Genomic DNA, 25,455 nt, shown 5'->3' on the forward strand with positions numbered 1-25,455 from the left:
TAATTTGCTATTCACCACAAGCTTGTATGATATATCAGTAGGTTTGCTTAGTATTTCATCTAAATTTGGAATAGATGCCTAAGACCGACAATGTGTAATCATTGCGGTAGCAACTTCGTATTCACACCCCTCACGAACAGATAAGGATAACAACATGAGCCAGTCTTCTAACGCCAATCGTATTCAAAGAGGCATTCTTGCCATCGACCAGCAATTGTATGACTTTATTGAAAACGAAGTGCTGCCGAAAGTCGGTGTTGATTCAGACAGTTATTGGTCAGGTTTTGAAAAAGTCATTAAAGAGTTTACGCCGCGCAATAAAGCATTGCTCGCAACTCGTGACAAGATTCAAGCGCAGATTGACCAGTGGCACCTGCAACATCCTGCCAAAGACGGCAACATTGATTATCCTGCTTACAAAGCATTCTTACAAGAGATTGGCTATCTGTTGCCAGAAGGCGATGATTTTAAAGTTAGCACAGAAAATGTCGATGACGAGATTGCTCATATTGCAGGCCCGCAGTTGGTCGTACCAGTACGTAATGCGCGCTACGCATTGAACGCGACCAACGCTCGTTGGGGCAGCTTGTATGATGCTTTATATGGTACTGACGTTATCAGTGATGAAAATGGTCAAAAAGCAAAAGGTGGTTACAACCCAACTCGCGGTGCTGCTGTCGTTGCTTATGCCAAACAATTCCTAGATGAAAACTTTGCATTGGCGTCAGGTTCATATAACGATGCGACCGGCTTTAAAGTGGTCGATGGTAAGCTTGAAATTGTCCAAGGTGATAGCAGTACTGAGCTAAAAGATGCCGAAAAATTCGTTGGTTTCGTCGGTGATGCAGAAAGCCCAACGGGTATTTTATTAAAAAACAACGGTTTGCATGCAGAGATTCAAATAGATGCCAATCATCCAGTCGGTAAAGACGACCCTGCACATATCAAAGATGTGTTGCTAGAGTCAGCTATTACGGCAATTCAAGATTGTGAAGACTCAATCGCTGCCGTCGATGCAGAAGAAAAAGTGGAAGTGTATCGCAATTGGCTTGGTCTCATGAATGGTGACTTGCAAGAAACCTTTGAAAAAGGTGGCAAAACCCGCACACGTCAGCAAAATCCAGATCGTGAATACACCACCCCAGATGGTGGTAAGCTTATCCTGCCAGGTCGTTCGTTATTGCTGATTCGTAACGTCGGTCACCTCATGCAAAACCCTGCAATATTGGTCGACTTGGGTGATGGTCAAGAACAAATATTTGAAGGCTTGATGGATGGCTTGATTACACCACTATTGACGCTCAATGACCTTAAAGGTAAAAATGCGCTATCAAATTCACGTAAAGGTTCAATGTATATCGTTAAACCAAAAATGCATGGCCCTGAAGAAGTCAAAATGGCCAACGATTTATTTAATGCAGTAGAAGACTTATTAGGCTTAGAGCGTAATACCATTAAAATCGGTATCATGGATGAAGAGCGCCGTATGACGGTCAACTTGAAAGAAGCCATCCGCCAAGCGAAAGAACGTGTCATTTTCATTAACACAGGTTTCTTAGATCGTACTGGTGATGAGATGCATACCAGCATGAATGCAGGCCCATTTGTACCTAAGGGTGAGATGAAGTCACAAGCATGGCAGCCAGCCTACGAGCAGTGGAACGTTGATATCGGTTTAGAGACTGGTTTACAGGGTGTTGCTCAGATTGGTAAAGGCATGTGGGCGAAGCCTGACGAGATGAAAGAGATGATGGACACCAAAGCTGCACATCCTAAGTCTGGAGCCAGTACCGCATGGGTACCGTCACCAACAGGGGCAACCTTGCACAGCATGCACTATCATCAAGTGAGTGTTGCTGATGTTCAAGATAGCCTAAAATCACGTGAGCGTGCCAGCTTAGACGACATTTTGACCATTCCATTAGCAAAAAATACTAATTGGACAGATGAAGAGAAACAACAAGAGCTTGAAAATAACGCTCAGGGCATCTTAGGATATGTTGTGCGTTGGGTAAACCAAGGCGTTGGTTGTTCTAAAGTACCAGATATCAATGATGTGGGTCTAATGGAAGACCGTGCAACTTTACGTATCTCAAGTCAACATATTGCCAACTGGTTGCATCACGATGTCGTGAGCGAGCAGCAAGTGATGGATACGATGAAGCGTATGGCAAAAGTGGTAGATGAGCAAAATGTAGGCGATAGTGACTATCAGACGATGGCAGATAACTTTGACCACTCTTATGCCTTTAAAGCGGCCTGTGACTTAGTGTTTAAAGGTCGTGAGCAGCCGAGTGGTTATACTGAGCCATTATTGCATCAGGCACGTCTTGATCTAAAAGCAGGCTGCTAATATTGCGCAGGTTAATATTAGAATATGGCATACTTGACATTCTATTATAATACTGTCATGACTGAATGAGGCTTGTTATTGGCTTTTATACTTAATAAGAAGTCTGTGATAGCCATTGACTAAGGTTATAGTCTGGAAACAAGAGCAGTGAAAATACCTTTTTTACTGTTCTTGTAGCAATTTTCCAGTCTCAATTGTGACTGTCAGCATGTCATAAATCACCTTTATTATTTTCTATTAGCCCTACTTGTCAATAAACAAGTAGGGCTTTATGTTTGTTAATTAAAGGGTATTCATTACGATAGTTTCAAGTTCTTGGTAATTATATTAATCAATAATATCCTTATCTATTTGAGCAGATAGAGATTTTTTTACAATGACCCACATTCTATAGTAGATATGGTGTTCAACAAATACTGGGTTTAAAAATCTAAAAAAAATGTTGCAAATTATGTCAAAGTTGTTATGCTTGTATTCGAAGTATGAGTTTGGTAACGGATGTTACGCAACGGAGCGATAAAGACCTAAGATTACATGGCAGTTACTTTTTAATCCCAGTTATGTAAGTCATTGTTTTTTTCATCTTACTGTAATAGAACTTCGCCACACTTGTTTCTGACTAATCTCGGTAGCCAGTTACACATTATATCTTTGAGGATTTGTGACGATACCATTATGAGCACCAGCTAATCATAGCTCGCTTATTACTAAAATTGTAAAGTGGAGATACCCCATGAAAAAACTACTTTTAGCTACAGCAGTTGCTGCCTTATCTGTATCTGCAGCCAATGCAGCACCGACTATCTATGGTAAAGCATTTGTAGCTGCTGACTACATCAATGCAGAATTTGATACTGATAGTGGCAACATGTATGATGAAGACAATGTAGAAATTAATTCTCATGCTTCACGCTTAGGTTTTAAGGGCTCTGAAGCCATGACTGCCAATACTGATGTTATCTATCAGTTAGAGTATGGTACAAGTATTACTGGTGATAATGCCACTTTCACTAACCGTGATACGTTTCTTGGTTTAAACAACAAGCAGTTCGGTGAGTTCCGTGCTGGTAAAAACCAGTCAACGCTAGCTCGTATTGATAACGTTGTTGTTAACGAAGGTTACTGGGATAACCTAGGTCAAACTGTAAATGAGAAAGAAACAGTTGCAGCATTAAACATGGCTGACAGTAATCGTCTTGCAAGTTCAATCATTTGGACTGCACCTAAGTACAATGGTCTACCATTACAACTATCTGCAATGTACAGCTCTAATGATGTAGATGGCGATGACTCTGATGACGCAGGTTTCGGTGTTGCCATGTTGTTTGATCAAGGTACTGGCTTTACTGCTGGTGTTGCGTACGATAAAGATCAAAATATTGATGGTGACATCATCCGTGGTACAGCGACTGTAGATCTAGGTAAATTTATCGCTGCTCCTGTAAATTTAGGTGCCTTATATCAAGTAGCTGACTATAATTACGGATCTTCTAAAGAAAAAGGTTTGGTGGTTAGTGCTCAGATGGCTCTAGCTAACTTTGCGCGTCCAGCCTCTATCTACACTCAGTTTAATAAAACTGACAATTTAGATGGTATGGACAACGCTGATTCAAATCAGATCGTTGTTGGTGGTAAATACTTCTTTAAAGACAATATCATTGCTCATGCCTATGCTGGTATGAACAAAGCTGATAATGTTAACTACACATATGTTGATGATATTCTAGAAAAAGATATTAACGTACGTGGCGATGCAGAAGTATTAGTAGTTGGTACTGGTCTAGAATACAAATTCTAATCTAAGCATTAGAATCTGATTATAAAAACTCATCCTTCGGGGTGAGTTTTTTTTGTTATATCCTTTTTGAGTGGGTAGTGCGTTATAATAGCTAAGTACTAAAACTTGAATGTTTCAAAGAGTTTATGCTTTTGCCCTATATTTTTTGACGTATTTTTAGTAAAATCCTTCTTTACCAATTACCGACAGAGTACTATGACCAAGTTTATATTTGTGACCGGTGGGGTAGTGTCCTCACTAGGAAAAGGTATCACCGCAGCCTCTCTTGCAGCGGTCTTAGAAGCCCGTGGCGTGACCGTCACGATGACCAAGATGGATCCGTATATCAACGTCGATCCAGGTACGATGAGCCCATTCCAGCATGGCGAAGTATTCGTCACCGAAGATGGTGCAGAGACTGATTTAGATTTGGGTTACTATGAGCGCTTCTTACGCCATTCAAAAATGAGTAAGAGCAATAACTTTACTAGTGGTCGTATCTATCAAAACGTTCTAAATAAAGAGCGCCGTGGTGAATATCTTGGTGGTACAGTACAAGTTATTCCACATATCACTGATGAAATTAAGAGTAAAATTTTAGCCAGTGGTGAAGGTTATGATATCGCGATTATTGAGATTGGCGGTACCGTTGGTGACATCGAATCGTTACCATTTATGGAAGCCGTCCGCCAAATGCAAGTAGAGCTTGGTCGCAATAGAGCCATGCTGATGCATTTGACGCTAGTTCCTTACATTGCTAGTGCAGGCGAAACCAAAACCAAACCAACTCAGCATTCAGTAAAAGAGCTGCGTTCTATCGGTTTGCAGCCTGATATATTGATTTGCCGCTCTGATCACCACATCTCACAAGACAACCGTCGCAAAATAGCGCTGTTCACCAATGTGGAAGAGCGTGCGGTTATTATGTGTGAAGATGCGCAAAGTATTTATCAGATTCCACGCACGCTTCATGAGCAGGATCTTGATGATTTGATCTGTGAGCGTTTTGGTTTAGATGTACCAGAAGCAGATTTGAGTGATTGGGACAAAGTGGTTGAAGCGCAGCTTAATCCTGAAATGAGCCTTACGGTAGCGATGGTTGGTAAATACGTCGAGTTACCTGATGCTTATAAGTCGATCAACGAAGCACTGCTGCATGCTGGTATCACTCATAAAGCCGATGTCAAAATTGACTATGTCGATGCTGAGCGTCTAGAAGATGATGACAGCTTATTGGCGCAGCTACACAATGCTGATGCCATCCTAGTACCGGGTGGTTTTGGTGAGCGTGGTACCAATGGTAAGATAAAAGCCATCACTTATGCTCGTGAAAATAACGTGCCATATTTAGGTATTTGCCTTGGTATGCAGCTAGCAGTGATTGAATACGCGCGTAATGTACTCAAAATCGATGCCAACTCTTCTGAGTTTGATCGCAAAACGGCAGAGCCTATCATTGGTCTCATCACTGAGTGGTTAGATGAGCGCGGCGAATTACAGATTCGTAGTGATGACTCGGACCTTGGCGGCACCATGCGTCTAGGCGCGCAGCAAGCCGAATTGGTTGTTGGTAGCAAGCTTAGCCAAATCTATGGCGCCAAAAATATCACTGAGCGTCATCGCCATCGTTATGAGATGAACAATCGCTATATCGAGCCATTAGAGCAAGCAGGCATGACCATATCTGGTTATTCTGCCAAACAGCATCTAGTAGAATCGGTCGAGATTGCTGATCATCCTTGGTTTGTCGCCGTACAGTTCCATCCTGAATTTACCAGCTCGCCACGCGGTGGTCATCCACTGTTTAACAGCTTTGTAAAAGCGGCTAAGAACTATAACGAAAGCAAATAATCGTTAATGCATAAAAATTTACATGTATAAAAAAGACTGATCTTCGGATTGGTCTTTTTTTTGCGTTTCATTTTATGACTGTGGTTATGAATGAGATTGTTTTTAAGCAATAAACATGACAATTTTTCTAATGGTTGGTCAGCAATTACGCTTAACCCCTTTTTTTACTGAGTCTATCGGTTACAATATAGGATAGAAATATTAATAACAATAAAGAGGGTGACTACTTCATGGAACATTTATCAACGGCGCAATCACATATCAAACTTACTACGCCAAATGGCAATACTCTTAATATCGGTAACGACCAACCATTTGTGTTATTTGGTGGTATGAATGTCTTAGAATCAAAGGAATTGGCCTTCGAGATTGCAGAGCAATATGTCGAAATATGTCAGCGTTTGGGCATTGGCTATGTCTTCAAAGCCAGTTTTGATAAAGCCAACCGTTCAAGCCTGCACTCATATCGAGGTCCTGGATTAGAGCAGGGTATTGATTGGCTGGGGCAAATCAAAGAAAAATTCCAAGTGCCTATTATCACGGATGTACATGAGCCGTATCAAGCTGCACCCGTCGCTGAAGTCGCAGATATCATTCAACTACCTGCATTCTTATCACGTCAGACAGATTTGGTACATGCGATGGCGAAGACAGATGCGATTATCAACATCAAAAAAGCACAGTTTTTAGCGCCGCATGAGATGCGTCATATCGTTAACAAATGCCTTGAAGGTGGTAACGATAAGTTGATCCTTTGTGAGCGCGGCAGTGCCTTTGGTTACAATAATTTGGTCGTTGATATGCTTGGTTTTGATACCATGAAGCAGATGGATATCCCTGTATTTTTTGATGTGACGCATAGCTTACAGCAGCCAGGCGGCCGTAGCGATAGTGCGGGTGGACGCCGTGAACAAATTACAACCTTGGCACGAGCAGGGATGGCGACAGGACTGGCAGGGTTGTTTCTAGAAGCGCATCCAAGCCCAGAGACTGCAAAATGCGATGGTCCGTGTGCGCTACGTATGAGCCAGTTAGAGCCGTTTTTGCGTCAGTTGAAGCAAATTGATGACTTGGTCAAAGGCTTTGAGGTGTTAGATACCCATTAATGTATTTACAGACAATAAGAGGCTGAGATTATGGCGATGCAAACAGCAACAGTCAGTATCGAAAATATCGATGATGATGAAGGGTTAAAGAGTGTGATGACAGCGCTGAAAAATATCACAGGGGTGACGGCAATCGAGCTTGATCCTGATAATAATGTTGCCACCATACGTTATGAAGATACAGACACCAGTATTCATGCGTTTACGGCGGCAATTAGTACGGTCGATTATGTGACTCAGCCATTTCCTCTTGATGCACCGCAAAACCCACGTCATGATGATTAGGTTTTATTCTAAATTAAGCGCTATTGTCTGTTACTTAGGCATAAATTCACAGTTCTATGAATAAAGTGATGACCAAAGAGTCTTGTTGTTAACCGTGATAGGGCTTAAGCTGGTTAAGTGCTATTTTTATAACGTCTTAAAAGATAGCCGTCTTAAAAAGACAATTATAAAAGCAATTCTTTAATAAAAGTATTTACCTATAAAAACTCAGTTACAAAAATAAGGAGCCTCTCATGGCAAACCAAACACGTATTATTAAAATTAATGGCATGACTTGCGGTGGCTGTGTGGCCAGTGTTCATAACGCCACTGCCGATATCGATGGCTTAGACGATATCAGTATTGAGCTGGCAGATAATCAAGCGACGGTTACTTTTGATGATAGCAAAACCAGTGTAGAGACAATTGCTGCTGCTATCGACGATGCAGGCTTTGATGCCACTGTTGCCAATGCTTAACCTACTCCGTTTGTATTAAAAAACCGGCTATCAAGGCTGGTTTTTTAATGGTTGAAAATTATTGATAGTAGCGTACTAACTATTCAGTGTGACCATACCAATATCAAATTTAAAAGTGTGCTATTTGTTTGACTTAGATATTCCATCCACTGAGTTGCTGTCCTAGCTCAGACGACTTTATAACGCCATAACGCATAAACGCCATACCGAGTTTTATTTATGAATGATACTACCCAAACCGACAATCATGATGCCTACGATGTAAAAACTGACATTCAATCCAATACGCCGCTCGCGCCGCAGCGTGCACATTTGCAGCTAGCAATTGAGGGGATGACATGTCAAGCCTGCGCCTCACGAATTGAGAAGGTGCTCAATAAAAAGCCGTCGGTATACGAGGTGAGTGTAAACTTCGCTGGCGAAACTGCCAATGTTGATTATGACCCAACGCAGACAACGCCTGAACAAGTGACAGAATGGGTAAATAAAACAGGCTTCGTTGCCAATTTGCAGGCGGCCGATAGTTTGTTTGCAAAAACAGACGAAGATATCGCGACTCAGTACCCATGGCGCTTGATTGGGTTATGGGTTTGTTTGGTGCCGTTTTTAGTTGGTATGGCAGGTATGCTCGTTGGGCAGGGTATGGCGTGGATGCCGCCGATTTGGATTCAGTTTATATTAGCGACCATTGTACAGTTTGGATTTGCCTTGCCATTTTACAAAAGCGCTTGGGCATCTATTAAAGGTGGTCTTGCCAATATGGACGTGCTAGTCGTCATCGGTACCGTGACTATTTGGGCGTATTCAACGTATCTGTGGCTGACCCATGGCGATGGCACTTTAAACAGTTTGCTGCAAAGTGGTCATGCTGGTGGTCACGGTGCGGATGGCAGTCCTGCGGTGTATTTTGAAGCAGGCGTCATGGTCATTGCTTTTGTGCGTACGGGTAAGTATCTAGAAGAGCGTACTAAGAAACACAGCCTCAATAGTATCGATTTATTATTGTCTTTAACGCCCGATGAAGTCGAACAGCAGCAGCCTAATGGTGATTTTCATAATGTTGCTCTTAAAGACGTGCAAGTTGGTGATATTTTGCGTGCTAAACAAGGCAGCCGCGTCGCAACCGATGGGGTGGTTATCGATGGTGCTGGCTGGTGTGTCGAGAGTCATTTAACGGGTGAGTCGGTACCGCTTAAAAAAGAAGTGGGAGATAAATTATTAGCAGGGGCGTTGGTTGAAAATGGCAGCTTATTATACCGCGTCAGTGCTAAAGGTAGTGATACAAAGCTTGGTGATATGGTACAAGCCCTCAGCGATGCCCAAGGCTCAAAAGCCAATTTAGCCCGTCTCGCCGATAGAGTGACGGCGGTATTCGTCCCAGTCGTCGTTGCCATTGCGCTTATCACCTTTGGAGTGACGTGGTGGCTGACTGGCATGATGGATACTGCCTTGATGCATGCAGTTTCGGTGTTGGTCATTGCATGTCCTTGTGCTTTAGGTTTGGCAACGCCAGCCGCTATCATGGCTGGTATGGGCGTTGCTGCTCGTCATGGCGTCTGGTTTAAGGATGCGCAAAGTCTTGAAGCGGCAGGCAACATCGATACAGTAGTGCTCGATAAAACAGGTACTTTGACCATTGGTAAGCCGACTATCGTGGACCATGTGATGGTGGATAAATCGATCGCAGTCGATGATGTGTTACAAATTGCCGCAAGCGTTGAAGCACATGCCAGTCATCCGCTAGCAACAGCATTGGTTAACGCGGCTACTGAGCGAAATTTGCCGTTGATGAATGTGACTGATATTAGTGTCATTAAAGGCGCTGGTATACAAGCAAATATTGAAGGTTTGGGTGTGGTAAAAGTCGGTACCGCAGAGTTTGCCAATTTAACACTGCCTAAGCTGATGCCAAAGGTATGGCAAATTGCCAGTACCGTTGCTGTTAGTATTAATGAGGAAGCTTTGGGTGCTTTTGCTCTAGCTGATGACCTAAAGGTAGATACTCCGAAGGCTATTACTGCGCTGCAAGACGCAGGTATCAATGTCATTTTGATGAGTGGTGATAAGCAGTCTGTGGTCGATCATGTGGCAGGGCAGCTGGGTATTGAGCAAGCTTATGGTAAAATGAGCCCACGCGATAAGGCCAGTCAAATTGCCTTGTTGCAAACGGCTGGTCATAAAGTTGCAATGGCAGGTGATGGTGTCAACGATGCGCCAGCGATGGCAACTGCCGATGCAAGCTTTGCCATGTTTGAAGGCACAGACGTCGCCCAGCATAGTGCGTCTGCCCACTTGATGGGTGAGTCACTGATGCATATTGATGCCGCGCAAAAAATCGCTAATGCAACGGTGCGCAACATCAAGCAAAATCTGTTTTTTGCTTTTATTTATAACTGCTTGGGTATTCCGCTGGCTGCTTTTGGTTTCTTAAACCCTATGATTGCCGCCGCTGCGATGGCGCTTAGCTCTATTTCTGTATTAATGAATGCCTTACGTTTGACCCAATTTAAAACAAAGGTTGAGCTGGATAACACAGTATCTGGCTCCCACGCTAAAACAGAACGTCTAACAAAAGCATAAGAGTCATATGGCTTTTAATATTATAGGTGCTGAGACAAATCCATAATTGGTAATTTGTTTATCTAAGTGTGATTTTATCAGCGCCAGTCGGTGCAAGATAAGGGAAGTTTGGCAAAATTTATGCTATGATGCCAAGCACTATAGCTAACGATTAAAGTATTAAAACCACCTTTAATCCTGCTCAAAACTTGCTGACTATATAGATAAGCAAAGCTGGTTTGAGCATAGCACTATACGATATTTTGCTTTATCTTTTTTGTATTCTAGTTGCCGTTATTTATCCCACAAACTTGGCATGACCAAAGGAATTAACAGACATTATGTACGCTGAAGAAACCACCAACGTCACCGCAATTAAAGACATTCGCGCCCGTGAGATTTTAGACTCGCGTGGTAACCCAACCATCGAAGCTGATGTAATCTTAGCTGATGGCACTATCGGCCGTGCTGCTGCGCCAAGTGGTGCATCAACTGGTTCACGCGAAGCGCTTGAGCTACGTGATGGTGACCAAAGTCGCTATATGGGTAAAGGCGTCAAAAAAGCCGTTGCTAACGTCAATAGCCAAATTCGCAGTGCATTGATGGATAAAGACGTCACCGAACAGCAAGGCATTGATGATGCAATGATTGCGCTAGATGGCACAGAAAACAAAGATAGCCTTGGTGCCAATGCCATGCTAGCGGTGTCTCTTGCTACTGCAAAAGCCGCTGCCAAGTCACAAAATCTGCCATTACATCAATATATTGCAAACTTGCGCAATCAGACGTCGCTGACGATGCCTGTACCGATGATGAACATCTTGAACGGTGGTGAGCATGCGGATAACACGGTTGATATCCAAGAGTTCATGATTGAGCCTGTTGGTTTTACCAGCTTCTCAGAAGCATTGCGTGCTGGTACAGAAATTTTCCACAGCTTGAAATCTGTGTTGAAATCACAAGGTTTAAATACTGCGGTTGGTGATGAAGGTGGTTTTGCGCCAAACCTGCGTAGCAATGAAGAAGCCATCACCGTTATTATGCAAGCGATTGAGCAAGTCGGCTATAAAGCGGGCGAAGACATTCATTTGGCGTTAGACTGTGCGGCTAGTGAGTTTTATAAAGATGGTCAATATATCTTGGCAGGCGAGGGCAACAAAGCCTTTGATAGCCAAGGATTCTCAGACTATCTAGTCGGCTTGGCGCGTCAATATCCTATTATCTCTATCGAAGACGGGCTTGACGAGTCTGATTGGGATGGTTGGAAATATTTGACTGAGCAGATTGGTGATAAAGTTCAGTTGGTTGGTGATGATTTATTTGTGACCAATCCTGCTATCTTGCAAGAGGGTATTGATAAGCATATTGCCAATGCAATTTTGATTAAGTTTAACCAAATCGGTACTTTATCAGAAACGCTAGATGCGATCTATCTAGCGAAGAAAAATGGCTATGCAACCATTATCTCACATCGTTCAGGTGAAACTGAAGACAGCACCATTGCAGATTTAGCCGTTGGTACGGCTGCTGGTCAGATTAAAACTGGCTCACTATGCCGTTCAGACCGTGTGGCAAAATACAATCAGCTGCTACGTATCGAGCAACAAGTACGTGCAAGCTACCGTGGTCGTGAAGAGTTCATCGGTCTACGTGGTTAACAAGCCAGATTTCTTGCTACAGCTAGGCGATATGTCATCATTAATCTGGTGATATATCGCCTAGCAAGCTTAGCTGGTTTTTTATTTTTATTATTGTCTCTATGTTGTTTGGCGTTATTATCTTATGAAATACTTTAGCCAATTTATGCTACTTGCTCTAGCCGTTGCCGTCCTTTTGGGACTGCAATATCAGTATTGGCTGGGCGAAAATGGTCGCTTTGAGCATAATAAATTGCTGACTCAAATCGAAGAACAACAACGCTTAAACGAAAACCAAGTGGCAGCAAATAACTTATTGCGTACTGATGTGCATGACTTAAAAACTGGTCTTGAGGCAGTAGAAGAGCACGCTCGTTTAGACTTGGGTTTGATTAAGCCGAACGAGACCTTTGTACGAGTATCTACGGCGCCCACCACACATAGCCGTTATTAATTGCTCTTAACTGTCTAAAATTATGATCTTCTATTGTCTATAATAGAAACCTTATACACCTGAAATTCGTTACTTCTCTTATTCCTCGTCTATCCCTAGCAATACTGTCATGGGTTCTAACCATGAATACTACTTTATGAACATTGCCCTATGAATATCATCCCTAATGTACATGCCATGATCGTCGCTGCGGGTCGCGGTAGTCGTTTTGGTGCCTCTATCGCCAAGCAATATACGATGTTGCAAGGGCAGACCTTGCTACAGCATAGTGTGGCACGGCTTGCTACTAGTGCTTATATTGATACATGTTTATTGGTCGTCGCAGCAGATGACAGTACAGCACAGACGCTTAATTTTGCGCTCCCCATCAAATATGTGATTGGCGGCGATGAGCGTTGGCAGTCAGTAAGAGCAGGGGTAAAGGCGATTATTGAGGCGGGAGCCGACGATTCAGATTTGGTTGTTATTCATGATGCTGCGCGTCCTGCGGTTTCCAGTCATGATATTGAAGAGGTCATCGAAGCGGCGATGCTAGAGCCCTATGGTGCTATCTTAGCGACACCGGTGGCTGATACTTTAAAGGAATCCTATCCGCAGTCTACCGCTCAATCTGAGCTTGTAGGTGAGACGCCTGTAGTTACCCTGACAGTGAGTAGCAGCCCATATTCTTACGCTAAACGTACTATCGATCGCCGTCATATGTGGCAAGCACAAACGCCGCAAGTGTTTCGCTTAGGTCAGCTGCAAAAAGTATTGACTTATGTCGCTGAACACGAGCTCACTATTACTGATGAAGCCAGTGCATTTGAATGTTTAGACCTACCCATTCGCCTCGTGACTGGCAGTCGCCAGAATATCAAGCTCACTTATCCTGATGATGCTATTTTACTCACAGCGATTATTAATGCCCAGTTCTGAGTAGACAAAAAATAATTAAACATTCGTAATAGACATCAGTCTGTATCAATCTCATTAATGAGCCAGTGGTCTTATCGCTCATTGGTGACGATTTTTATCATAACTTTCCTCTCCCATATTACCTATTTATCCTATCGCTGCCCATAAACCACAGTGCAAGTTCTCGATATAAATAATTGCGAATTATTGTTTGGTTTTTTCAATTAATGATATAAGATAAACATATATTGCTTTGATGACTAAACTAGCCTATGATGTAACCAACTTAATACAATTAATATAAACATTTATAAAATCAATAATATACCAAGCCTATTTGATATTTTCAAAGATCTTGTTTCTATGTTTTTTCTAAATTTAGTATGGTTGTCTTAGCTACATTTACCTGAAAATAGGGAGAAGCTGATTGTCAACAATCAACGATTCGACAAATCCAGTGACGACAGATCTCTGCCAGCTTATATATATAAGCCAAATTACTTCGACTGGTCTTTCAAGCCCCAGCACGCTTAACGACATCTCAGAGGTCGCGATTGAGCGTAACCAAGCCGATAATGTTACGGGTATTCTTTGCTATGGCAATGGCTACTTTTTTCAATGTGCAGAAGGGTCAGAACAAGATTTAACCAATCTAAAGAATCGCTTATTATTAGACGATCGACATAAAGAACTAAAAATCTTAGATTTTTCAGAAATTACCGAACGCCGTTTTTCGAACTGGTCTCTACGCTCCATTACACTTGAACGTTGGATGACCAAAGAGCCTGAGCTGAAAAAACTCATGCCATTTAAACCCTATGATTGGGGCTCTAACGCATGGCGCGAATTTTTAGATATCTTACAAGGGTATTATGAGGAACAAGCAAGAACTGGCAATATTGACACGCCACCTATCAAGTACAGCACGTTAGGGGTGACGTTAAGTAAGGTTGTTGGTCAGCATCAAGCATTCTTCTTGATTCAAACAGTACTCGGTATCATGATTGTGATGACATTGTTGTGGCTAATGCTATCAGATAAGATTTGGTAGTTTTTGTAAAAATAGATTGTTTGATTTAAAAATCCAGTATTCAATGCTGGATTTTTTTGCTTAAATTTATGATAAAAAATTCAATAAATAAACAAAACATCAAGTTAGGTATAGAAACCATGGATAGCGACACTTAGTAAATATATCTTAATATTTTGAGCGAACCTAATACTGGATCTTATCTATAAAATTAATTATGCTTCATTTATCAAGTAAATCGGCGATGACGAACTGAGTGCTAAGGTATCAAGAACCTCATGATATAAAAAACAGGCATAAAAAAAGCCCAATCACAATGGTATTGTGATTGGGCTTTTTGGTGGTACGCTTATTAGTCTTATCAGATGCTTTGCAGCAAACTTGCTAATAAGTGACGCCAAATAGTGGCGTCCCCAGGGGGATTCGAACCCCCGTTACCGCCGTGAAAGGGCGGTGTCCTAGGCCTCTAGACGATGGGGACTAGTAACACAACACCTCAGCTGCTTTCACCTTTATGCTGAAGTGGTGCGTATTCTAATAGCGTCTGCGCTTGCTGTCAAGCCTTTTTCTTCTTCTTTTTAAAATTAAGTATCTTTTTTTGATCGCACGGCGAGGATGTAAGTCATTACGCTTTAAATGATAGCGAATCCATAGTGAAGTGCAAGCACTAATAGTCAATGCGAGCAGCATATAACCGAGGATGGTTCCCCATAACTTAAGCTGTGGATCCATAATAGAGTCCCTCCTATTACGCCTCGATAGCATGAATCGTACTGGCTATCGCGACAATGTGGGCAACTTAAACCATCTATAGGATATAACGAGACGTTCTAATGTGAGTAATTACAACAACTTGTCTGGTTTTTGAATTGTTTTACACAATATGATATTCAACGGTTAGACAAGTGGCTGATTTATTGTGATATCAATCATATCCCTATTGATTGTAAAACCAAGATGTTAAAGTCATCAAGTATTACAAATAGCACTATTATGGGTAGTTGGCAATATAGGATATGTGATAAATGGATTATTTGTGACTACTCTCAGTCGAATCCTCTTTATTTTCTTCAGTATGCATCGCATTAGCCAGCATAGGATAATGGTTTAGGATATGACAAAACAGCTCAGCGGTCTTTTGTGTATCGTATAGGGCAGAATGTGCATCATTACCATCGAAATCAAGCCCTGCTGCTTTGCAAGCCCGTGCTAGTACTGTCTGACCAAATGCCAGCGCAGATAAAGTCACTGTGTCAAAAACTGAAAAGTTATGAAACGGGTTGTGACTTTTGTTATTGGTACGCAGCACCGCCGCATTCAAAAATGCTAAGTCAAAATGAGCGTTGTGCCCGATTAAGACACACTGGCGGCAGTCTTCAGTACGGCGTACTTCTTTTAACCCTTTGAAGATACGGCGTAGTGCTGTTTTCTCATCTTCGGCAATGGCTTTACGCATTGGATTGTTGGGATCAATGCCAGTGAAGGCAAGGGCACTTGGCTCAAGATTCGCGCCTTCAAAGGGTTCGATATGAGCATTGAATGCTTCCCCAGGATAAAACACGCCTTGCTCATTCAGTAGTACAGGAATGCAGGCAATCTCTAGCAAAGCATCGGTTTGCGCATTAAAGCCGGCAGTTTCCACATCAACGACGACAGGCAGAAACTTACGAAATCGGTCTTTTAGACGCATTGGTGCTAGCTCGTCTGCTGCGGCATCTTCTGTGTGACTATTTGATGGGCTCTTAATGCTATTATCTACAGGGTTTGATGGGTTTTCGTCAGGTAAGGCGGCATCGTTTGGAGTGGTCATATCTGGTTAAATCGCTTTTATCAGTCGTACTGTTATATTGAATTAAGACATTAAATGAAAAATAAATAACCTATGATACAAATCACACCGCTGGTTAGCAGATGTCATTCTTATCATAGGGTTAAACTTCTCAAGTTAAAATAGAATACAGATGGTTTTGCTTAGTGCGTTTTATGCTTTGATAGACCAAGGCAGTGTCTCGCCTGCCATAAGCGGGGTCAATGATGAGCCATCAAAGTAAGGGTAGGCTGCTGGCACTTGCATAGGTGTATTGACAAGCGTAATCGTGCTTTCATTGACTGGCAATCCATAGAACTGAGCCCCAAAACGACTGGCAAAGCCTTCTAACTTGTCTATTTTTCCCACGCTATCGAAAGCGGTGGCATACAATGTCAAGGCAGTTGCGGCACTATAGCAGCCAGCACAGCCACAAGCGGCTTCTTTTTTATCCGTCGCATGCGGGGCTGAATCCGTGCCTAAGAAAAACTTGGGATTGCCACTGGTTGCCACGTCTAATAATACTCTTTGATGGCTTTCACGCTTTAAAATAGGCAAGCAATAAAAATGCGGTTTGATACCGCCAACCAATAGATGATTGCGGTTAAACATTAAATGCTGCGGAGTGATAGTGGCGGCAATGTGATTGCCTTGTGCTAAGACAAAATCAGCGGCATCACTGGTAGTAATATGCTCGACGACAATCTTTAATGTAGGGAATTTGACAATGATTTGCGCCAACACTTCGTCTAAAAAGCGCTTCTCGCGGTCGAAGATATCCACATGATCTTGCGTCACTTCGCCATGTATCAATAGTGGTAGGTTGTACTTTTCTAATGCTTCAAAAACATCGACACAGGCGTTAATATTGGTGACACCATCAGCCGAATTGGTAGTCGCGCCAGCAGGATAAAGCTTGACCGCTTGGACGATACCTGATTTTGCTGCCATCTCGATATCTTGGGCAGTGGTTTTGTCAGTGAGATATAAAGTCATACGTGGATCGAATGCAGTTTTGCGCTCAGCACTCAGCTCACTGGCTACTAAGTGCGCCATGATACGGTCGCGATAGGCATGCGCATCGTCAGTGTTCTTAACAGGAGGCACTAAGTTTGGCATACATATGACACGGTTAAAGCTGTTTGCTGCGTGCGATACAGTAGTGCTCAATGCTTTGCCATCACGCAAATGGATATGCCAATCGTCTGGCTGAAGGATGGTCAACTCTCTAATCGAATCAGTCATAATGTCGTCGCGCTCTATATCGTCATATACGGAAATAAAAGGAAGGGATACTGTACCGCTATCATAACAGATTTGCCTACTTGACTAAATATGCGGCTAAATATCTGTACATAATAGATGGGTTGTTTTTTAATTTGCGGCAGTCAACTGTCAACTATATGTGAATAATTGAAATCTATCGACCCAAAATTTAAATCAAAAGCTTATGCCATGGGGCAGTTGCACTTTTGCCTATAGTAAATATGATGTACACTGAGCAAGTAATTTATCTTTTGATTGAATATTAGCGCTTTTCCTAACACTAAATGCTCACAATAGGAGTTCTTCATGGCTCAACTTGATCCAAAAAATATTAATAAAATCGTCTTGGCCTATTCAGGTGGTCTTGATACCTCCATCATCGCTAAATGGTTGCAAGAGACTTATGATGCAGAAGTGATTACCTTTACTGCTGATATCGGTCAAGGCGAAGAAGTTGAGCCGGCACGCGCTAAAGCTGAAGCTATGGGCATCAAACATATCCATATTGAAGACTTACGTGAAGAGTTCGCCCGTGATTATGTATTCCCGATGTTCCGCGCTAACGCTATCTATGAAGGCGAGTATCTGCTAGGGACTTCTATCGCCCGTCCGTTAATTGCCAAGCGCTTGGTTGAAATTGCTAAAGAACACAATGCCGATGCGATCAGTCATGGCGCGACTGGTAAAGGGAATGACCAAGTCCGTTTTGAGCTTGGCGCGGTTGCTTTATCGCCTGACGTGGTCACCATTGCCCCTTGGCGTGAGTGGGACTTGTCTAGCCGTGAGAGCTTGATGGAATATGCTAAAGAGCATAACATTGCGATTGATTATGCGGGCAATAAGAAAAAATCTCCGTACTCAATGGACGCCAACTTACTACACATCTCTTATGAAGGCGGTATTTTAGAAGACCCTTACGCCGAAGCAGAAGACGATATGTGGCGCTGGTCAGTCAGCCCAGAAGAAGCGCCTGACCAAGCACAATATCTAGAACTAGAATACAAAAAAGGCGACATCGTTGCCATCGATGGTGAAGCACTTAAGCCGTATGAAGTCATGATTAAGTTAAATGAGATTGGCGGTCAGCATGGTATCGGACGCCTAGATATCGTAGAAAACCGTTATGTTGGCATGAAATCACGTGGCTGCTACGAGACGCCAGCGGGTACGATTATGCTAAAAGCGCATCGCGGCATTGAGTCGTTAACGCTTGACCGTGAAGCGGCACATCTAAAAGATGAGCTAATGCCACGCTACGCAAAAATCATTTATAACGGTTATTGGTTCAGCCCTGAGCGTATGATGCTACAGGCCTTGATTGACAAATCACAAGAATATGTCAATGGTACTGTACGTCTAAAGCTGTACAAAGGCAGCGTCAGCGTTGTTGGTCGTAAGTCAGATGATTCGTTATTTGACGAAAAAATCGCGACTTTTGAAGATGATGCTGGTGCTTATGATCAGAAAGACGCAGAAGGCTTTATCCGTCTGAACGGTTTACGTCTGGCGATTGAAGCCAGCCGTGGTCGTGATTTATCAAAGTAAGTATGCTTTGCTAGATAAAGCATGAATAAGATACATGAATAAAAAAAGGCGCTATATGAATAGCGCCTTTTTTTTGTGGATTTTTTGAAGGTTTGTTCGATGATTTTTTGCTAATTAAGAGGTTCTGTATTCAGAGCTTTTATTTATCATTGAGCCGCTTTTGTTTCTTTGTCATCAGGCTCCTCATCGTCAACCATGACGATAGCCACATCCTGCTGTTGACGTTCTTCGATAATATCTTGTTCTATGACTTCTTCTGTCGCCAGTAACACACCGTCAGATTTTTGGCTTTGATACTTGAGCGTTGCAAGCCCGCCAAGCACCCCGATCACAGCAATAATAATCAGGATAACCGGATTTTTCCAGAGGGGTATTGATGCCTCGTATTCAATGGGCTTTTCGCTGGTGGTGGTCGGTGTATTGTCGTTATTACCACCAATTAAACCCAAGCTTACCAAAGGTGGTTTGGGTGCGCTGGCAGGTTCGGAGGTAATACGTAGGCGATTACGACTGAGATAGATATCTGAGATTTTGGCGAGCTGTAATAGCCAGCGTTGGTGTGGCAAGGCAATGGCTTGCATTTCTGTAAAGACTAGCATGTCGTTATGACGACCTTGCTGCAAGTTATCAGGTGAGCGTCCAATGGCTTTTAAATAATTGCCAGTTGCCAACTGCATATCTTGCACAGGCTGTTGATTTTCAGGCTTGAATGTCGTCAACTCATGCCAGTAAGGATTGAACGCTGGTGGGGTGTCAGCGAGCTGCTCTGCACTTAATAAGGCACGTTCTGTATGAGGATTGTTGTCGGATTCGTCTGCTGCTTTTGTTTTTACTGCCGAGTCTGAATTGACCTCTGATGCTGCGACTAGACTGTTATCTTCATTTACCTCATTCAATTTAACAGAGACAGACGCTGGCTTATTGATGGCAAAGCGAGCAGCTGATAAAAACTGTGGCTGTAAAGCGAACCACTTATCCATCTCATTGCTATCAAGTTGGCTATAGTCGGCTAAAATAGCCAGCTCACGTAAGACAATCACGCATAGAGATGTGAGGAGTATCTGTACTTGCTGCGTTGTTGCGTCAATCTGCTGAGCAATATAGTCACTCGCTTTAATCACGCGAGCATTATCATAAAATATCGCATCCGCCGCTTCATGGCGATGATATAACGTCGCATTGATAGTCGAAAAATTCATCGAATTATATTGGCGTAGCTCTTTAACAGCGCCGCGACTAAATAGCTTTTTGCTTACAGCTTGTCCGTCGTTATGCTGCTGGTAAGCAAGCAAGGCACTGATAATGGCCTGCAAACTGGCATCCATCGCCAATCGAGCTTGTGGTAATGAAAGCTTGGCGGCATCTGCCAATAAAGATACCATTGGCTTGGTATCTTGATAGAGAAAATCATACATCGACACACGTGTCGGTGAAATAGTCGTCATAATCTGCTAGCATCAAAAAGTGTGCCCCTATATTACGGTGCCAAAAGCCTTGATACAATCCCTTAATAATAGAAAAAATCAATCCACTTACTTATCACGCGGTCAATAATGATATCTATTGGGTAAATGACCGTTGGAAACATTCTATGACAAATAACGAAAGCTATAACGAGAAAAATAATGAAAGTTCTGATGTGCAATTGGTGGTTAATATTGCTAAGCAAACATTAACGCTCTACCAGCATAATAGAGAATTGGCTCAATATACGGTGTCTACTGCTAAAAATGGCATTGGCAGTCAGCAAGATAGCGGCTGCACACCTCTTGGCAAACACTTTATCGCCAAAAAGATTGGCGCAAATGAACCCATGAATGCCGTGTTCATCGGACGCGTTCCTACAGGCGAGATATATAGTGCTGAGCTTGGTGAACGACATTCTGAGCGTGATTGGATATTAAGCCGTATTCTTTGGCTAAGTGGTGTGGAAGAGGGCTTTAATAAAGGCAGTAATAGTCAAGGTGGCTGCGATACTTATCAGCGTTATATTTATATTCATGGTACGCCAGACAGTGAATCGATGGGTGTGCCACTCTCGCATGGCTGTATACGTATGCGTAATGAGGATATTATTGAATTGTTCGACCAAATTGCAGAGGGCATATCGGTGACGATTGTCGCTAATTAACGACTATTTATTAACGATTACGTAGTAAATTATTTTCTTACATCTTAAGTAAAACAGAATAACTTCATAGAGTAATTGATAAATAAAACTTTATAGAGTATAGATATTATTTAGTATATTGCTATAATAGCTTGCTTATGAATGATCAACTTGTCATGCCTAGTATGGCTCATTTGATTTATATTATATGATAATTATAAGGATAATATTGATGTCTAAAGAAAGCCTAGTCACTTTACAACAAGCCTTTGATGAACGCCGGTCAATATATGCTTTGGGCAATGAGCTGCCAGTAGAGCCACAAGCAATTGTCAATATGGCAGAGCGTGTTTTATTACATACGCCTTCTGCTTTTAATTCACAATCTTCGCGCTTGGTCGTACTGTTTGGTGCCGAACACCAGAAATTATGGGATATCGCTGAAGAAACACTGCGTGCAGCCGTCGGCGATGGCGACTTTTCTGGCACTAAGCAAAAGTTAGACGGCTTCCGTGCGGCAGCGGGTACAGTGCTGTTTTATGAAGATAAAAACGTGACTGAGTCATTGCAAGAGCAGTTTGCGTTATATGCAGATAGATTCCCAGTTTGGGCACAGCAAACCTCAGCCATGCATCAGTATGCGATGTGGACTGAGCTACGTACTTTAAATGTTGGTGCCAACCTACAGCACTACAATCCGCTTGTGGATGAAGACGCAGCTAAGGTTTATGCTATCCCAGATAGTTGGGAATTGGTGGCACAAATGCCATTTGGCAACATTGTTGAGCCTGCTGGCGAGAAAACGTATCAGCCAGTTAGTGAGCGTATGAAAGTGCTAGGTTTATAAAAGTACTAAGTTTATAAAAAAGACAGCTCATATAAAATGAGCTGTCTTTTTTATTCTAGGCTTGGCTTATTTTAAGCTTGGTTCATGTTGCTATAGTCGATTCAATTTAAAAGTAGAACAAGGCAACCGAGTGTAAATGTATATTAAATACTTCAAGCGAGGCTAACGCTGTAATGCTTTTATAGTGGAATGACTATAAGAGCCTTTTTACCGAAATATTGAGCTGTCTGCCACTTTAGCCAAGTGTTTTTCTGTGCGCTTAAGGTCTCTCACTAGCATGGCTGCAAACCAGCCAGCGCCATACAATGCACTGCTATCTGTCTTCGACTTTAATTGATAGCGCTGTTGGTACATTTTATGATTATGATATTTATTCAAAGTCTTTTGTGCTTTTGCTAAGTATTTTAGCCAGCGTTTGCTTTCCTTCTTGGCTTTTTTCTTTTTTGACTTTTTCTTATCTAATAATGGCGTGGCAAACTCACTGATATAAAGTAAGGGGGTTAACTGCTCATGCAGCTCATGCTCTGCCTCATTATCGTCTAGATCAATATTTTCTATATCGTCACTTTTTGAATCTACGTTTTCTAAGTCACTATCTTCTAAGTCAACACTTTGTAAATCATCATCTTTTAAATCATTGCTTTCTATATTAATGTTATTTGAGCCAAGGTCTTTTTTACTCTGTAGCTTTTGTACTGCTTTGCCAAGCTTTGCCTGCTGTTTGGATAAGGTTTTTGCCAGTTTATCGATGGCGAGTTGATCAGCCTGCGGTTCAAGGCTTGGGTCGCTCATGGTAAAGGCGATCAACTCAAGTAAGGTCAGCTGAAAATCGTTGGCACTGACAGCATCTTTCGGAGTAATCTTCAGCGCATCCATATCTGTTGCCCAATCGACAGTAGGTGCACCTTGTTGTTGCAAATTAGGCTCTATATGTGAGGCAAGATGGGCAAGCTCTCGATATTCATTCAATAACATGGCTGTTTGTTTTAGTATCGGCAGCCAGTCTGGATTGATTTCGTCAGAATAGCTGGCAAATGCTTGTAGGGCAGCTTGTAAGCGGGTAATACCAATGTATAGTTGTAATGCATGGTCGTCCTCTTCGCTGCCAGCGACGATAGCGCTGCTATTGGGCAGTATTTGCAACAGACAGTTATGTACCGCTGCACGCACAAAGGCAGGCATACTGATTTTCTTATCGATATTTAGCTGATCAAGGTCAGCGTGGACAGCTGGACTATGCTGCTGTTCTGTGATGAGTAAACCACCGCGCTCAGCTTTGGTCACCGTAGACAAACAAAGCTTGTAGCGCTTACACCAAGTTTTGGCGGTTGCAAATAAAAAATCGATATCTCCTGATATTAGCTCAAACTCAATCTCTTGAATAGCATCACGCTGAGTATCATCATTACCGTGAATAATTTCTCCATAGTCGTACGCCATCTCGACATGGTTATTTGCATCACTATCACCGCCATTATCATCCACTAGCAATCGTGTGGTACGCTCTACATCGGTCACATATAACCGTGTGAGATTTTTAGCCAGTTTTTTTAGCTTAAATTCAGCTAGGGCAGGGGCGACAGAGGTGTTTTTATAAATAGTTAAATCAGGCATGAGCGTATTATTATCGAGCATCGCTTGTACTTGTTCATTATCCAGTACCGCATTATGCTCTAGGCGTGCTGCAATGCCATCGCCGCCCGCTTTGATGGTTTGTACCCAAGCATCGCCTTCTTTACGGATACGCAAGCCAATGCCTGCCTCTGCAAGCTGTTGGTCTGGGGTATCATAATAATGGGCAGCCAGTTGCGTCACCTCAGAAGATTTGACTCGTGCTTGGCGCATCAAACCTTTCAGTCGCGACTCTGGTACCAAAAACTTTAGCTCTATCTCTTGCATGATGGCTCCCGATTATTTTAATAAATTTGAATGACTACCATCGTATGAAAGCTATCGGCGAATAACAAGCAAAATTTTTTCTATAAATACTCTGAGCCAATATTAGAGATATACTTTTAGTAAGTAATCATTATAATTAATGTTAATTATTGAACAAAAGTAGGATAAAGGTGGTTGGCTTTATAATAGAAGCTAAAATATTTTTATCCAATATGTTTACCATATCTCATAAAATGCCGGATTATAAAATAATGACGCAATGCAATCAAAAGAAGTATGACACTCAGCAATCTCATTCGATATTACTGCCTAAAGCCTTGTTTCCATCAGTTTTATGTCTACCAATAATGCTTGGGTCTGTTTTATTGATAGTTGGCTGCGATAGCTCTTCTGAATATGCAGAGAGTAGTGCTGATATGGAGTCGGTTCAGTCTGCAACGGAGGAGGTTGCTGATAGTGAGATGGTTGGCATCATGTCCGATGTGGCAGCTGATAATGCCTCTAACGCTGATGATTTAGAGGTTGCAAACCTATCGAGCACTAGTGAACAGCCCCTTGGTAGTCAGGCAGCAGACATTAAAATTGCTGGCAAAGCGCTATTGATAACTGCTAGTGCTGATTTTAAAGTTGAAGATGTCGTCAAAACTAGTGATGCTATTGAGAGTTTGACACGGCAACAGGCTGGTTATGTGGCACTTAGCAATATTAGCAATCATCCACGTGATAGTCGAACCTTTGTACAAGGCAATAAAGATATCACGATTACAACCTACACTCGTCAAGCTGACATGACGGTTCGTATTCCTCGCACCAATGTCAGTAAGTTCCTAGCGCAATTACAACAGCAAGTCGCATTTTTAAATGGGAAGCAGTTTAGTGCTCAAGATGTGACATTAGATATTTATCGTGAACAGCTAGCGAGCCAGTTAAATAGTGATATGGCAAGCGAGCTTAGCCAAGAACGCCTCAATAGTAAAAATGATAAAGACCAAGGTAGCAATGTTGATGCTATTACCGCGACTTATGCGGCACGTCGTCAGCAAGAGCTTGCCAAGCTTGAGCAACTGGCTATCGCTGATAAAGTTCAATATAGCACCATTAACCTGACCTTTATGCAGCCAGATATCAGTTATAAAGAAACCACACAAAATCTAGATGTGCTATTAGATGCTGAGCAGCCAAGTTTTAGTAGTCAAGTGAGTCAAGCATTTAAAGATGGCTGGGAGATACTTAGATCAGTAGCGCTTGGATTGATACAACTGTGGTGGCTGCTTGTACTTGGCGGTATTTTTTATCTAATTTACAGAATGATAAAAGCAATCTATCGTAAATTTTTTAAACATGATCCCCGTATAAAAAATATGAAGCGTGAGCTGATGGGTGAAAATCCAAAAATTCACGATTAAGTCGGTATACAGAGTAGTCAGAAAGAGGATAATAGCAATAATATAAAAGAGGTTGATAGTAAGGATAATAAGCACTCAAATTAAGAATTAACAAGCTCACAATGCTCAAAATCTTACAATAATAGAGTGAAAATAAGCAGACATAAAAAAGCCGCCCTACAAGATAGG

20 protein-coding genes and 1 tRNA gene are annotated in these 25,455 nt (G+C 42.2%); 15 read left to right on the plus strand and 6 right to left on the minus strand.

All coding sequences use genetic code 11. The features are described 5' to 3' along the window. Positions 1–154: 154 nt before the first annotated feature. The 11 genes from ACP7AE_RS04000 (at position 155) to ACP7AE_RS04050 (ending at position 14,428) form a co-directional block, all read left to right on the plus strand. Positions 155–2,353: a malate synthase G gene (locus tag ACP7AE_RS04000; protein ID WP_426241500.1), complete on the plus strand. Its 2,199-nt coding sequence runs from the start codon at positions 155–157 to the stop codon at positions 2,351–2,353. A gap of 733 nt (positions 2,354–3,086) precedes the next feature. Then, positions 3,087–4,151 carry a porin gene (locus tag ACP7AE_RS04005; RefSeq protein WP_201540194.1) on the plus strand — a complete coding sequence of 355 codons (1,065 nt, stop codon included), beginning with the start codon at positions 3,087–3,089 and terminating at the stop codon, positions 4,149–4,151. A gap of 195 nt (positions 4,152–4,346) precedes the next feature. Then, on the plus strand, positions 4,347–5,981 hold the full coding sequence (locus ACP7AE_RS04010) for a CTP synthase (protein ID WP_426241503.1): 1,635 nt from the start codon (positions 4,347–4,349) through the stop codon (positions 5,979–5,981). A gap of 230 nt (positions 5,982–6,211) precedes the next feature. After that, entirely contained in the window at positions 6,212–7,087 is an 876-nt protein-coding gene (kdsA, locus tag ACP7AE_RS04015; RefSeq protein WP_426241505.1) for a 3-deoxy-8-phosphooctulonate synthase, read from the plus strand. A 30-nt stretch (positions 7,088–7,117) separates the two neighbouring features. Further along, on the plus strand, positions 7,118–7,372 hold the full coding sequence (locus ACP7AE_RS04020; RefSeq protein WP_060491650.1) for a heavy-metal-associated domain-containing protein: 255 nt from the start codon (positions 7,118–7,120) through the stop codon (positions 7,370–7,372). Positions 7,373–7,605: 233 nt separating this feature from the next. Further along, on the plus strand, positions 7,606–7,830 hold the full coding sequence (locus ACP7AE_RS04025; protein WP_422548621.1) for a heavy-metal-associated domain-containing protein: 225 nt from the start codon (positions 7,606–7,608) through the stop codon (positions 7,828–7,830). 219 nt (positions 7,831–8,049) lie between these two features. After that, complete coding sequence (locus ACP7AE_RS04030; protein WP_426241508.1) at positions 8,050–10,410, plus strand: heavy metal translocating P-type ATPase; 2,361 nt, start codon at positions 8,050–8,052, stop codon at positions 10,408–10,410. A gap of 320 nt (positions 10,411–10,730) precedes the next feature. Continuing rightward, positions 10,731–12,047: a phosphopyruvate hydratase gene (eno, locus tag ACP7AE_RS04035; RefSeq protein ID WP_055125148.1), complete on the plus strand. Its 1,317-nt coding sequence runs from the start codon at positions 10,731–10,733 to the stop codon at positions 12,045–12,047. A gap of 124 nt (positions 12,048–12,171) precedes the next feature. Next, positions 12,172–12,480 carry an FtsB family cell division protein gene (locus ACP7AE_RS04040; protein ID WP_426241510.1) on the plus strand — a complete coding sequence of 103 codons (309 nt, stop codon included), beginning with the start codon at positions 12,172–12,174 and terminating at the stop codon, positions 12,478–12,480. Between the two features lie 150 nt (positions 12,481–12,630). After that, positions 12,631–13,398: an IspD/TarI family cytidylyltransferase gene (locus ACP7AE_RS04045; RefSeq protein WP_201540190.1), complete on the plus strand. Its 768-nt coding sequence runs from the start codon at positions 12,631–12,633 to the stop codon at positions 13,396–13,398. A 406-nt stretch (positions 13,399–13,804) separates the two neighbouring features. Further along, positions 13,805–14,428: a BLUF domain-containing protein gene (locus ACP7AE_RS04050; protein WP_045444510.1), complete on the plus strand. Its 624-nt coding sequence runs from the start codon at positions 13,805–13,807 to the stop codon at positions 14,426–14,428. A 384-nt stretch (positions 14,429–14,812) separates the two neighbouring features. Here ACP7AE_RS04050 and ACP7AE_RS04055 read toward each other — a convergent pair. From ACP7AE_RS04055 to pyrC, 4 genes are all read right to left on the minus strand, one after another. Further along, positions 14,813–14,888 (minus strand) — tRNA-Glu (locus tag ACP7AE_RS04055). Positions 14,889–14,941: 53 nt separating this feature from the next. Next, positions 14,942–15,139 carry a hypothetical protein gene (locus ACP7AE_RS04060; RefSeq protein ID WP_140412980.1) on the minus strand — a complete coding sequence of 66 codons (198 nt, stop codon included), beginning with the start codon at positions 15,137–15,139 and terminating at the stop codon, positions 14,942–14,944. Between the two features lie 298 nt (positions 15,140–15,437). After that, on the minus strand, positions 15,438–16,097 hold the full coding sequence (gene rnt / locus ACP7AE_RS04065; protein WP_201600334.1) for a ribonuclease T: 660 nt from the start codon (positions 16,095–16,097) through the stop codon (positions 15,438–15,440). 291 nt (positions 16,098–16,388) lie between these two features. After that, entirely contained in the window at positions 16,389–17,459 is a 1,071-nt protein-coding gene (gene pyrC / locus ACP7AE_RS04070) for a dihydroorotase (RefSeq protein ID WP_426241513.1), read from the minus strand. 327 nt (positions 17,460–17,786) lie between these two features. On the opposite strand from pyrC, the gene ACP7AE_RS04075 reads away from it, so the two are divergent. Beyond that, on the plus strand, positions 17,787–19,025 hold the full coding sequence (locus ACP7AE_RS04075; RefSeq protein ID WP_201540187.1) for an argininosuccinate synthase: 1,239 nt from the start codon (positions 17,787–17,789) through the stop codon (positions 19,023–19,025). Between the two features lie 146 nt (positions 19,026–19,171). Here the strand turns inward: ACP7AE_RS04075 and ACP7AE_RS04080 are convergent, their stop codons facing one another. Further along, positions 19,172–20,470: a hypothetical protein gene (locus ACP7AE_RS04080; RefSeq protein ID WP_201540186.1), complete on the minus strand. Its 1,299-nt coding sequence runs from the start codon at positions 20,468–20,470 to the stop codon at positions 19,172–19,174. Between the two features lie 146 nt (positions 20,471–20,616). Between ACP7AE_RS04080 and ACP7AE_RS04085 the strand changes: the two genes are divergently transcribed. Together ACP7AE_RS04085 and ACP7AE_RS04090 are read left to right on the plus strand one after the other, a co-directional pair. Next, positions 20,617–21,156: a L,D-transpeptidase family protein gene (locus tag ACP7AE_RS04085; RefSeq protein ID WP_426241515.1), complete on the plus strand. Its 540-nt coding sequence runs from the start codon at positions 20,617–20,619 to the stop codon at positions 21,154–21,156. A gap of 211 nt (positions 21,157–21,367) precedes the next feature. After that, positions 21,368–21,982, plus strand: coding sequence for a nitroreductase family protein (locus tag ACP7AE_RS04090; protein WP_426241517.1), 615 nt, complete (start codon positions 21,368–21,370; stop codon positions 21,980–21,982). 207 nt (positions 21,983–22,189) lie between these two features. On the opposite strand, the gene ACP7AE_RS04095 is transcribed toward ACP7AE_RS04090, so the two are convergent. After that, a complete protein-coding gene (locus ACP7AE_RS04095; protein ID WP_426241519.1) occupies positions 22,190–23,881 on the minus strand; it encodes a CYTH domain-containing protein in 1,692 nt (563 codons plus the stop codon). Between the two features lie 251 nt (positions 23,882–24,132). Between ACP7AE_RS04095 and ACP7AE_RS04100 the strand changes: the two genes are divergently transcribed. Further along, on the plus strand, positions 24,133–25,287 hold the full coding sequence (locus tag ACP7AE_RS04100) for a DUF4349 domain-containing protein (RefSeq protein WP_426241521.1): 1,155 nt from the start codon (positions 24,133–24,135) through the stop codon (positions 25,285–25,287). Positions 25,288–25,455: the final 168 nt, after the last annotated feature.

It is taken from the genome of Psychrobacter sp. TWP2-1-2, from assembly GCF_049896785.1.
Lineage (GTDB): Bacteria > Pseudomonadota > Gammaproteobacteria > Pseudomonadales > Moraxellaceae > Psychrobacter.